This window comes from SAR202 cluster bacterium (assembly GCA_016872285.1).
In the GTDB taxonomy this organism is placed as follows: Bacteria; Chloroflexota; Dehalococcoidia; order Lucifugimonadales.
Genome location: VGZZ01000066.1, coordinates 1 through 10566, shown reverse-complemented (window position 1 = coordinate 10566; position 10566 = coordinate 1). Strand labels below are relative to the sequence as shown.

At 60.4% G+C, this 10566-nt stretch carries 13 protein-coding genes and 1 tRNA gene; 11 read left to right on the top strand and 3 right to left on the bottom strand.

The window, feature by feature from the left end; translation table 11 throughout:
- The first annotated feature begins 271 nt into the window (after positions 1–271).
- From FJ320_12300 to FJ320_12265, 8 genes are all read left to right on the top strand, one after another.
- Positions 272–652: a hypothetical protein gene (locus tag FJ320_12300; GenBank protein ID MBM3926731.1), complete on the top strand. Its 381-nt coding sequence runs from the start codon at positions 272–274 to the stop codon at positions 650–652.
- Positions 653–968: 316 nt separating this feature from the next.
- Positions 969–1700: a hypothetical protein gene (locus FJ320_12295; protein ID MBM3926730.1), complete on the top strand. Its 732-nt coding sequence runs from the start codon at positions 969–971 to the stop codon at positions 1698–1700.
- Between the two features lie 130 nt (positions 1701–1830).
- Complete coding sequence (locus FJ320_12290; GenBank protein MBM3926729.1) at positions 1831–2067, top strand: hypothetical protein; 237 nt, start codon at positions 1831–1833, stop codon at positions 2065–2067.
- 14 nt (positions 2068–2081) lie between these two features.
- Positions 2082–2312 carry a hypothetical protein gene (locus FJ320_12285; GenBank protein ID MBM3926728.1) on the top strand — a complete coding sequence of 77 codons (231 nt, stop codon included), beginning with the start codon at positions 2082–2084 and terminating at the stop codon, positions 2310–2312.
- Between the two features lie 337 nt (positions 2313–2649).
- Positions 2650–3285 (top strand): hypothetical protein, encoded by a 636-nt coding sequence (locus FJ320_12280; protein MBM3926727.1) that lies wholly within the window; start codon positions 2650–2652, stop codon positions 3283–3285.
- 211 nt (positions 3286–3496) lie between these two features.
- The gene (locus FJ320_12275; GenBank protein MBM3926726.1) at positions 3497–5494 is read left to right on the top strand and encodes a hypothetical protein; all 1998 of its coding nucleotides are present in this window, start codon (positions 3497–3499) and stop codon (positions 5492–5494) included.
- 2 nt (positions 5495–5496) lie between these two features.
- On the top strand, positions 5497–5709 hold the full coding sequence (locus FJ320_12270; GenBank protein MBM3926725.1) for a hypothetical protein: 213 nt from the start codon (positions 5497–5499) through the stop codon (positions 5707–5709).
- A 44-nt stretch (positions 5710–5753) separates the two neighbouring features.
- A tRNA-Leu gene (locus FJ320_12265) sits at positions 5754–5839 on the top strand.
- A 68-nt stretch (positions 5840–5907) separates the two neighbouring features.
- Here the strand turns inward: FJ320_12265 and FJ320_12260 are convergent.
- Complete coding sequence (locus FJ320_12260) at positions 5908–6312, bottom strand: hypothetical protein (protein ID MBM3926724.1); 405 nt, start codon at positions 6310–6312, stop codon at positions 5908–5910.
- Between the two features lie 404 nt (positions 6313–6716).
- A complete protein-coding gene (locus FJ320_12255) occupies positions 6717–6944 on the bottom strand; it encodes a hypothetical protein (protein MBM3926723.1) in 228 nt (75 codons plus the stop codon).
- Positions 6945–7362: 418 nt separating this feature from the next.
- On the opposite strand from FJ320_12255, the gene FJ320_12250 reads away from it, so the two are divergent.
- The 3 genes from FJ320_12250 to FJ320_12240 all read left to right on the top strand — a co-directional run bounded on the left by FJ320_12250 (position 7363) and on the right by FJ320_12240 (position 9586).
- The gene (locus FJ320_12250; protein ID MBM3926722.1) at positions 7363–7803 is read left to right on the top strand and encodes a low affinity iron permease family protein; all 441 of its coding nucleotides are present in this window, start codon (positions 7363–7365) and stop codon (positions 7801–7803) included.
- 93 nt (positions 7804–7896) lie between these two features.
- Positions 7897–8094 (top strand): hypothetical protein, encoded by a 198-nt coding sequence (locus FJ320_12245; protein ID MBM3926721.1) that lies wholly within the window; start codon positions 7897–7899, stop codon positions 8092–8094.
- A 319-nt stretch (positions 8095–8413) separates the two neighbouring features.
- A complete protein-coding gene (locus FJ320_12240) occupies positions 8414–9586 on the top strand; it encodes an acyl-CoA dehydrogenase (protein MBM3926720.1) in 1173 nt (390 codons plus the stop codon).
- A gap of 201 nt (positions 9587–9787) precedes the next feature.
- Here FJ320_12240 and FJ320_12235 read toward each other — a convergent pair whose 3' ends face one another.
- Positions 9788–10174 carry a response regulator gene (locus FJ320_12235; GenBank protein MBM3926719.1) on the bottom strand — a complete coding sequence of 129 codons (387 nt, stop codon included), beginning with the start codon at positions 10172–10174 and terminating at the stop codon, positions 9788–9790.
- Between the last annotated feature and the right edge of the window lie 392 nt (positions 10175–10566).

The following is a 10566-nucleotide window of genomic DNA, read 5'->3' as shown; positions in this document are numbered from 1 at the left end:
TAGCACTGTGCGAATCCGTAATCCGGTCCCTTCTCCCCTTGCGGGAGAAGGCTAGGATGAGGGGTAATTAACGAGGCGTGAAAATCAAGCACCCTCACCTCAATCCTCTCCCATCAAGGGAGAGGAAGGAAGAAAGGGGTGCGTTCTCCCATCGAAGCCTTGGCTGAGTGTGGCGAAAGGAGAAGAGGGGGACCAGATGAAGAATCCCCACCCATTAGGTCTGCCCCTGTCGAGACGGGGGCACTTTTGACAACAACTAAGGAGCATAAAGATGCCAAATGTGAGGATTGATGCGAATGGGGCGCCGAAGGCGGCGGTGTTTGAGCATACGGCGCCAGCGGCGCATAGGAGCGGGGTGACGGCGGTGGACGCCTCGGACCCGGCGGACGCGTCGGGGGCTATCGATTGCGGCGGGTACCAGGAGTGCTGGCTGGACGTGACGATTAGCGGCGTCGGGTTTGTGTACCTGGATGTGCAGGCGCTGTTCTGGAACTCGAGGCAGAACTTGTGGTGGGGCGGAGCGACGCGGCGGTTTGAGTCGACGGGGCGGCACGCGCTGTCGGTGGAGGCGCGGGGCGGGCTGGTGTGGCTGAAGGTGGTGGGGTTCAGCGGGACGTCGTTCAGCCTCAGCGCGGACTATGCGTTGAGCTGAGGGAAGCCCCTTGATGATCCTCCTCAAGATGTGTGATGAACAAAACACTCCTGTTTTTAATCGATATACCATCCCCTGACCCCTTCCTGCTGGAAAGGGAAGAGAAATAAGAAACCACAACCCCCTCCTTCGGCATACTCAGGACGGCGTCTAACTCCCCCTTCGCCTTCCAGGCCGAAGGGGGAGAACCAGATGGGAAATCAGAAGCCACCCTTAATGCGCGTCACACGCATCAAGAGAGAGGTGAGAGACCTGGTAGCACAGCTATCGAATTTATTCGGTTCGGCAGAGAGGATGAAAGAGAAAGGAGGCGATTATGGCCCTTAGACTTGCAGGGGAAAGCTATGCGCCCGTCAGCGGTGTGGATGGGCTGGGGAATTTAAGGCTGGTGGACGTGAACGACGCGTCGCTGGGGATCAGGGTGAACCAGCGCGGGGTGGGGCGAGTCTTCGACTTTCAGGACGGGGGCGCCAGCGTCATGTATATGGACGACGGCGCGGCGTTGAGCCTGGCGCGGGACCTGGCCTTCAGCAGCGCGCGATCCATCACCACCACGTCCGGGAACCTGACCCTGAACCCCGCCGGCAACGTGACGCTGTCGAAAACCACGCTTCCATCCTCTGACGACGCGCTAGACCTGGGCAACAACACAATCCGAATGCGGACGGTTTTCGCTCGAAAGGTTGACCTTGGGACCAGCGGCAACCAGGGTCGGGTTATAGACGGCAACAGCTCAGGCTTGCGAATAGGCGCTGACCTGGGAGTTGTATTCCATGATGACAGCAACCTGAACAACGAGGTGGTGAGGATAGGCGGGGCGGCCCAAATAACTGTTGCCGATGGCAAAAACGTTATCCTTGGCACGGCTACGGGCACAAAGATAGGAACGGCCACCACGCAGAAGCTGGGTTTTTACAATGCGACGCCGGTGGTACAGGGCTCGGCGGTGGCGGACGCTTCCGGCGGGGCGACGGTGGACGCGGAGGCGAGGGCGGCGATAAACGGGGTGCTGGCGAGGCTGAGGAGTTACGGGCTGATTGCGACGTAAGAGAGCGGGGCGGGTCGTATGTCTTACCCTACCGCCCCGATACATCGGGGCGGCATAGGCCCCGTCGGTAGCTTTGTACGAGCGCTTGGGATGGCATTAGTCTCAAAAATATGACTAGGGAGGAGGAGCTATGGCTATTAATAAGTCGGACCATCGGTTAGAGCAGGTGTCGTTTTTGTTCGACGGGGCGGGAGATGTGAAGGAGGTGGTGCTGCAGGTCAACTACGCATTGCGAGATGACGCTACCGGGCAGGAGGAGGCGAGGGTGCGGTGGTCGGTGAGCGTGTGGGCAGGGCTGAGCCAGGGGCAGAAGGACAGCGCCAACAGCGTCGGCAAGATGCTGAACAGCCTGGCGCAGACGGTCTAGCCGTGGCGAAGGCCTTGAAGTTAACGCCACAGGACCTGTACAGGCTTCGACGCGCGTCGCTGGCGGCGCAGCGGGCGGAGGTGGAGGCAGGGCTGGCGCGGCAGAGGCTGCGGGAGGTGACGCTGGAGGTGGAGCGTCGATACGGGCTGCTGGGGTCGGGGGCAGCGGTGGATGTGGGGACGGGGGAGATTAGGGTGGATGGGGCAGGCGGGGAGAACGGGGAGAGGGGGAGCAGCCCGCCCTAGGGCACTTTTGAGGGAGAAGAAGGGGGGACTAGTGTAAGGCGGCAGTGATAAAGGATTGTGCCTCTAGGGTTACACCCTCATCTCGCCACGGCGAGTCTTCGACCTGCACCTTCCCCTCCCGATGATAATCGGGAGGGGAAGGAGGAAGGCTTAATGGTCATGCCCTGTGAGCGATGGTGGCTGGGTGCCAGTGGGGCCAGATTCCTCAACTACGCCCCGATGAGTACACGGGTGCTAAGCTTGGAATGACAACCTGTTTGTTTTCCTTGGAGACCAGCCCTTAGTTGGAGATGGAATCTCTGATGAGGGCAGACTGAGTGAAAGGAGGGAACATACCATGGACCTGACGACCATGCGCGACTGGATACGCGCGGACCTGCATGACGAGGACTCGGCCAGCTACCGCTGGACCAACACCGTACTGAACCGGCACATCGATAGGACGGTGCGAGAGTTCAGCATGGCGCTGCCCAGGGCGCAGACGGCTACCCTGACTACCAGCGCAGGCAGCCGGGACCTGTCCATCGCGTCGCTGACCAACCTGGTGGACATTGAGGCGGTGGAGTATCCCACGGGGAAGTACCCGCCGGTGTACGCGCCCTTCAGCCTTTGGGAGAGCACGCTGACGCTTTTGGTCGACTCGACGCCCAGCGGAGGGCAGGCGGTGAAGGTGTACTACGGCAAACTGCACGCACTGGACGCCAGCACGTCCACCCTGCCGCCGCATTTGGAGGACCTGGTGGCGGCGGGCGGGGCGGGCTACGCCGCGGTGGAGTGGGCCAGTTTCGCGACCAACCGTGTCAACGTGGGGGGCGAGGCGGTGTGGCGGCACTACCTGACGTGGGGGCAGCAGCGGCTGGCGTTTTTCAATCAGAGGCTGACCAAGCTGAGCCGTCGAGGGTCGCTGAGGGCGCAGCGGCTCTACGGGCCGGCGCATTCCAAGCCCAGCCAGTCGCTAGTAGTGGGGCCGTAATGCGCGAGGGGATTAAACCCTACCGCAACTAAATAAGACTTAACGAGGTAACGGGGCACTGCGCTTGATGGAGAGTTGCACCCTACCGCGCCCTGAAGGGTGCGGCATAGGCCTTGTCGGCGGCTGTGCGGCGCACACTGGGACTACTGATGTGGGATTACTGATTAAGAAGCTAAAGGCAATAAAGTGAGGTATTGAAGGGAGGGATTTAATGCGCAGCCTATCGGCAACGCTAGTGGCGGCGCAGAAGAGCGCGTCGTCGCTGCCGCACTTGAAGGTGGAGGCGGACGAGTCGCTGCCGGGGGTGGCCCACCCGGTGTTTTCGAGGCTTTACACGGGCGTCGAGCCGGCGTGGTACCACGCGGCGTACATGGCGGGCGACGGGTCGCTGATCCGGGCGAGGATCGATTCGGCGGACGAGAGGCTGTATGTGCAGCGCGTCGTGTCGCCCGGGCCTGGGGGCAACTTCAACTCGTGGACGTATCTGGACGACGCGGGCGCTCATGCCAGCATCGTCCTCTGCGGCAGGGGGAGCGCGGTGTTCATCTTTTACGTCGACACCGTCAGCGACAACTCGATGAGGTACCGGGAGAGCAGCGACAACGGCGCGTCCTGGAGCGCGGAGAAGACGGTGCTGACGGTGCCGGAGAGCATGGTGTCGTGGCTGGCGGCGTCGGTGAACGCCAGCGGGACGCCGGCGGTGTTCTACGCCACCAACGACCATGTAGTCCACGTGACGAAGCGCGTAGGCGGCGACACGTGGGCCAATCCATCGGCATGGCCGTATTCGGGTACGGTGACTACGGTGAAGGGCATGGCGTCGATATACGGGCAGGACTGGCTGCTGACGGTGTGCGGCGAGGCCAGCGGCGAGAAGAAGGTGTGGACGACGCTGTACGGGGACGGCGGGCTGGTGTCGTCAGGCCAGTGGTCGGCGCTGAAGGAGATAACGCGGGCGGAGTCCACGGCAGGCATCGATTTCACCAATCCTTTCATGTCGCTGCAAGGGGTGGCGAGGCTGTTCCTGGTGGAGCGGTCCACGGGGTCGCCGTCGTACAACCGGCCTTTATGGAGCTTCAGCGCGCCGGGCAGCTCCTATCTGGACTGCCTGTGGCGGGAGCCCGCGCCTTTCAATCTGGATACGGCCTTTGGCGTGGCGATTACGGGCAACGCCGGCAACCTGTGGCTGTCCACGCCCAACGGAGTGTGGCGGGGCGAACTGCGGCCTGCGCTGGACCTGACGGGCGATGTGCTGTCGGCGGATATGCGCGATTTGACTGACAGTGGCGGGGGCACAGTGACGCTGCGCAATGACGACGGGCGGTACAACTCGCCGGGCGCGGGCGGGCTGGTGTCGCTGCGGAGGGGGTCCAGGGTGCGGGTCAGCCCGGGGTATGGGACGGCGTCGGGGGCGGAGGTGTCGTCGGGGCCGAGCTACTGGGTGGAGGCGCTGGAGCACCAGTGCCGGCCGGGGCGGGCGACGCTGACGCTTCGATTGGAGGACGCGTGGTCGCTGCTGGGACGATGGCGGGCGCGGCGGCAGTACGCGTGGGACCTGAATGAGGCGTCGATTAAAGACATCGCGGCGTTTATCCTGGCGCGGGCGGGTTTAGGGCTGTCGGTGCTGTCGTCCAGCGCGACGTTTACGACGCACAAGCCGGCCTTCGCTATCCATCCTGGGGCCAGTGGCGCGCAGGCGTTGTCGCGGCTGCTGGCGATGACGCCGGATAGGCTGTTCTTTCGAGGCGACACGGCGATGGTGCGGTATATGCAGGACTCGGACCCTGTGGATTATGCATATGGCGCCGGGCACGCCGTTGTGGGCGGGCGGTACGTGAACGGGGCGGCGTCGCACAATCGATACCAGGTCTACGGTAAAGGCGTCATGGCTGAGGCCTTCGACTGGACGGAGGTGGAGGCGGTGGCGGACCGGCTGTTCCAAGCGCACGACGTTAATCTGGACACGCAGTCGAAGGCGCAGGAGCGAGGGGACGCGCTGCTGGGGCTGGGCCAGCGGCTTCAGCCGGCAGGGGGCATCGACGTGGCGGTGAACTGCGGGCAGGAGCTGTACGACCTGGTGGAGGTCACAGACTCCAGGGCGGGGCTGTCGGCGTCGAGGCGCCGGGTGGTGGGACTGGGGCTGCGGTACGCGAGGGGACAGGGGGAACGGCCCGCGTATGTCCAGACCATTGAGTTAGGGGGAGGTTAGGCATGGAGATGAAGAAAGGCGTGGTGAAGGCGTTCAATTCGACGGCGTACACGGCGACGGTGCAGCTGGCGGGGAGCCAGAGCGTGTGGCTGTACAAGGTGCCGGTGGCGCGGAACATAGGGTCGTCGGAGATGACGGCGGGACGGAACTGCGCGGTGGTGTTCTTCGACGAGTCGAATCGGGACGATGCGGTGGTGGTGGGGGTGTATGGGTAGGGGCCAGTCTGCGCAGGCGTGGCTGTGCTATACTTTTTATCGTTGCCGGAGTGGCGGAATGGCAGACGCGCCGGTCTCAAAAACCGGTGGGGGCAACTCCGTGCCGGTTCGAATCCGGCCTTCGGCACCAGAGCGTACTCCACTTCACTAATATGCGGCTCCCGACCTAGGTCGGGGGCTTTTTTATTGACCAGGTTCCTAGTCAAAGAGGTTGTTTAGCCACCTGAGGGGCGCGAGGAGCCAGGACAGTCCGCCCTTCCCCTCGGACTCGGTCTCTTGTACTCCCGTCTCGGCGACGGCCTCGGGGGTCTCTTGCGACAATTCGCCGGTTATTTTTTGGGGGAAGGTGTTGTGGTCGAGGACAACCTCAACGTGGATGGTGCCGGTGCCGCCTTCGGTGAGGGTCATCTGGCCGGCGGCGGTGAAGGTGTTGTCGCCATTGTTGACCAGGGTTCCCGCAAAGGTGCCCTTAAAGCTGCCCTGGAAGGTCCACAAATACCAGTCGCCTTGGATAGCCGCGGGGTCGCCGCCGTGGGCGGGCAGGGAACCGTGGTTGGCGTGGATGGAGCCGAACCCGGGGGGTGGACCGGCCGTCGACCTCAAAGGGACCGTGGTAGATAAAGATGGCGTCGCCGCATATGAACTGAGGGCAGAGCTCGATGCCGCTGAACTGACCGGTGACAGGCGGCGTAGATGCCGCGACGGCGGTCTGGGCGATGAGAACCGAAAGAAGGACTGCTACCGCGAAAACTGCGGGCCATACCAAAAGTCTGCTGCGCGTACCCTTCATCACTCCACACCCCAGAGCAGAATTCCCTATATCGATGACGGTGAGGCTTCATCATGGCCCTGCGTATTGGGGCTGCATTGGCCTCGAGTTGCCGCCGAGCGGGTCTTCGGAGTTTACCACTGATGTTCGGGGTACCGTCAACCTGCTCCGGCTTACTGAATATAATAAAAAGGCCCTCCGCGCAATGGGAGGGCCTTTTGGACTGTTGCGCAGGCGATTATTTTGCGCTGTTTCTCGCCAGTTCCGCCAGCCCGTTCTGAAGCTTCTTTCCAAAGGAGCAGGCACACAAGTAGATATGATTGCTGTGCAGTTCAATTTTGTAACCCCTGGAATTGCAGAGGGGACAACTGTCCACCACAAGCCCGATGGGGTTGGGGCGGGCAGGCGGGTCGCCGGCGTTGCCTTCAGGTCCCTGATGCGCTCGCGGGTCATGTATTGTGCTCACGACACCTCCATTCACGCAAAAACCTCGCTGTAAATTCATTGGCTCCAAGTATGATACGCACATGGCGCCCACGGCGGATTGCCAAAATGGGGGTGATACCTCGAAGTCCAAGGCAAAATTTGGACTAGTCAATAGAAACCTTCTCCCTTGTCCGAAGGCATGGTTACGATATGGGGCTTGCGAGTAGAATCCCCTTTGAAGCGATGGTAACCCTCGGTTACCCAAGTAAATCCCGCTTCAGGCCCCGTTACCGAGCGGGGCCTATTATTTTGGACGCATCTAAGCCTGCCTAACCTGACGACGACATGAGAGCGGCAACCTTAGGCAAAACGCTGGTTACTAGGCTTTCAGCCCTGTGCTAAAGTTTTATTAGAAGTCGCTAAGGGCAGCCAAACCGCAGTGGTGAGGAGGGAGGGTTATGAATCCAGCAGCCATGTTTATCCGATTCGCGCGGTGGGCTTCTCGACGGGCAGGATACCCGCAGGCCTTTGCGGCCGCGATGCTGATAGTGCTTGTATGGGCGGTGTCAGGTCCCCTCTTCGGCTTCAGCACTACCTGGCAGTTGATGATTAATACCGGCACAACGATTGTGACCTTCCTCATGGTGTTCCTAATCCAGAACACACAAAATCGAGACACCGACGCGCTGCAACTTAAGCTGGACGAGCTGATAAGGGCCACCAAGGGCGCGCATAACGCTATGCTGGGCATAGAAGAGTCGGCGGAGGAGGAGCTGGCCGAGATTAAAAAGACTTATGAGGCGCTGGCCAGGGAGACCAAAGAGGGGTTGCAGCGAGGTCAAATAGACACGGGCACGCCGGAGGTGTCCAACGGCGAAGTCAAATCTAAATCCAAGTGATTTATTACGCGGCCGCCGGCGACGCTACACAAGCGGCCTCGCCTCTGCTACTCTGTCTACCACTAAAAACCTAGCTTTTGTGGAGGGCAGCCCGTGGCCAAATATTCAGAGACACCAAAGGTGGATGCCGGCCAGAAGTTCAAGACTGTAGGCGGGGCCGTGGTCCAGACCACCGGCAACACGCAAAGAATTGAATCTCATAACCTCTACGTGCATGAGGTCGAGATAGTCGACGGGACAGGGAAGGGTTACAAGTACTGGCATAACCTGGACAACGCGCAGAAGATGTAGCCTGCGCATCGCAGCTCTGCCGGACATTTTAAGGCGCTCTTTGAGAGCGCCTTTATCTTTTTAGCCTACTGCCAGCGGCCTCGCGTTAGTCCAAACAGCTAAGATATTAGCAATTTATTGAGTTTTATTGCTATTCCTATTTTGTTATTGATTGTTTTCTGGTGTCTATGTAAGAATGGCGGCGTTGTTGCACCTGCTTGGGGCGCCAACACCGCCATTATGAGACCTGGGGTCTATACCTTCTTCATATCGGCAAAGATGCGGGCCGGTGGGGATGAGTGAGTGGGTGGACAAACATCAAGCGATGGAGGAGAAGGTCATGGTTGCCGTTAAACAGTTCACGCTGTCTGACGCTATTTTAGAGAAGATTCACAGCAGGGCCGCCAGCTATGACAGAGAAAACAAGTTCTTCTCAGACGACTTCAACGATCTGAAGAAGGCAGGGTATCTTCATCTGGCGGTGCCGACGGAATTTAGGGGTTACGGCTTCAACGTAGCCCAGGTGGCCCAGTTGCAGCGACGCCTGGCGTACAACGCTCCCGCCACGGCCTTAGCCATCAACATGCACTTTTACTTCACCGGCGTGGCGGCAGACCTGTGGCGCTCCGGCGACAAGTCGCTGGAGCGGATGCTGAGGGAGACGATGAAGGGTGAGGTGTTTGCCGCCGGCCATGCCGAGACAGGCAACGATCTGCCCCTCCTCCTCTCCACCACTAAGGCTGAAAAAGCGCCCGGCGGCTACAAGTTCACCGGACGCAAATCCTTTGGCAGTCTCACACCGGTGTGGACACGTTTGGGGATTCACGCCATGGACGCCAGCAATCCCAATGCCCCCATGATTGTCCACGCTTTCATGCCTCGCGACGCCAAGGGTTACAGCATCAAGGAGACCTGGGACGTGCTGGGCATGCGGGCCACTCGCAGCGACGACACGATTCTCGACGGGGCCTTTGTGCCCGACAAGTATATTGGCCGCGTCCTGCCAGCGGGAGCGGTGGACCAGTTTGTCCTTAGTGTTTTCGCCTGGGCGGACATTGGCTTTTCCAACGTTTATTACGGCATTGCGCTACGGGCACGAGACCTGGCGGTGGAGGGACTTAAGAAGCGCACTTCCCTGGGACTCACGCGCTCCATGGCGTACCATCCGGAGATGCAGCACGCCGCCGCCGAGATGACGCTGGAGCTGGAGTCCATGGGGCCGCACATCGACAAGGTGGCGCAGGACTGGGCCAATGGCGTCGACCACGGGCACAACTGGCCGATGAAGATTGTGTCGGCCAAATACCATTGCGTCGAAGGCGCGGGGCGGGTGGTGGACCTGGCGCTGGAGATGTCCGGTGGCTTCGGCATGTTCAAGGCCAGCGAACTGGAGCGGCTGTACCGCGACGTGCGGTGCGGGCGGTTCCACCCTGCCAACTCGGCGCTGGTGCATGAGATTGTGGGGAAGACCACCCTGGGCATAGGCTTGGACGAGCAGCCTCGCTGGGGGTAGCTTCAGGGCGGATATTCCGCGACTGTATGTAATAGGGGAGGGCATTTCTACCCTCCCCTGTTTTTACCGCTAAACAGGCAACGCCGATCTACGAGTCTCTACGAGATGCACGCTAGTGGAGGCACTCTCAAAACGTAAGGAGGGTAAAAGAGCCTGACGCGCGTTAGGCAGACCCCATTTTATATCGGCCCGAGGCAGGCGCTAGTCGGAGGCGGGCTGCTCCAGCGCCTGACGTATGACGCGCTTAAGCTCCTGAATGTCGCAGGGCTTGGTCATAAAACTGACCGCGCCTTCCCGGAAGGCGGCCTCAGCGGCCTCTTGGGAGGGGTATCCGGTGAGGATCATGGCGCTGCAACGGGGCTGGCGGGCCTTTAGAGACTGGAGGACGTTGATGCCGTTGCGGTCCACATCCAGGTCAATGATGGCGAAGTCGAAGTCTTGGCTGTCCACCAGGTCGTTGGCCTGGTCGGCGTTGCTGGCGTACCAGACGCGATAGTCCTCCCGCTCCAGGATAGCCTTGAGAGTAAGGCCCGTGGCCACGTGGTCGTCTATGATAAGCATCTGCTTACCTAAGAATTGGTCTGTCATGGCGACGACGATTCTTGATGCGAAGTCTTGGAGCTTCCGGTCGAGGAGCGGTCACGTCGGGGCTGGTGACGAGCGCACAGTCCGAGTCCCACCATAGGTCCCACCCACCTATCCCTTTGGACTAGTTAATTCCGCAAGGCGATAATCAGTTTGTCTATTATTAAACAGAATGAGCGTTCCGCGCAACCACCCCAGGCTGCGGCGGGTTTTCCTGCCATCACGTCCACGGCGCTACACACTTTTAACGCCCACTGAAATCTGGTTGCGTGTGACCTCATAAACAATGGTTACCGAAAGATTTTTGTTGCCTCAGAATTACGGTTACCTTTCCCCGACCATGATAAGGGACTACCTGGCCTAGCTGCGAGCTTTAGAAGCTTCTCGGTCTCTTG

Bases quoted from the DNA above. Each gene is read 5' to 3' on its own strand.
- FJ320_12300 (MBM3926731.1), top strand. From the start codon at position 272: ATGCCAAATGTGAGGATTGATGCGAATGGGGCGCCGAAGGCGGCGGTG.
- FJ320_12295 (MBM3926730.1), top strand. From the start codon at position 969: ATGGCCCTTAGACTTGCAGGGGAAAGCTATGCGCCCGTCAGCGGTGTG.
- FJ320_12290 (MBM3926729.1), top strand. From the start codon at position 1,831: ATGGCTATTAATAAGTCGGACCATCGGTTAGAGCAGGTGTCGTTTTTG.
- FJ320_12280 (MBM3926727.1), top strand. From the start codon at position 2,650: ATGGACCTGACGACCATGCGCGACTGGATACGCGCGGACCTGCATGAC.
- FJ320_12275 (MBM3926726.1), top strand. From the start codon at position 3,497: ATGCGCAGCCTATCGGCAACGCTAGTGGCGGCGCAGAAGAGCGCGTCG.
- FJ320_12270 (MBM3926725.1), top strand. From the start codon at position 5,497: ATGGAGATGAAGAAAGGCGTGGTGAAGGCGTTCAATTCGACGGCGTAC.
- FJ320_12250 (MBM3926722.1), top strand. From the start codon at position 7,363: ATGAATCCAGCAGCCATGTTTATCCGATTCGCGCGGTGGGCTTCTCGA.
- FJ320_12240 (MBM3926720.1), top strand. From the start codon at position 8,414: ATGGTTGCCGTTAAACAGTTCACGCTGTCTGACGCTATTTTAGAGAAG.
- FJ320_12235 (MBM3926719.1), bottom strand. From the start codon at position 10,174: ATGACAGACCAATTCTTAGGTAAGCAGATGCTTATCATAGACGACCAC.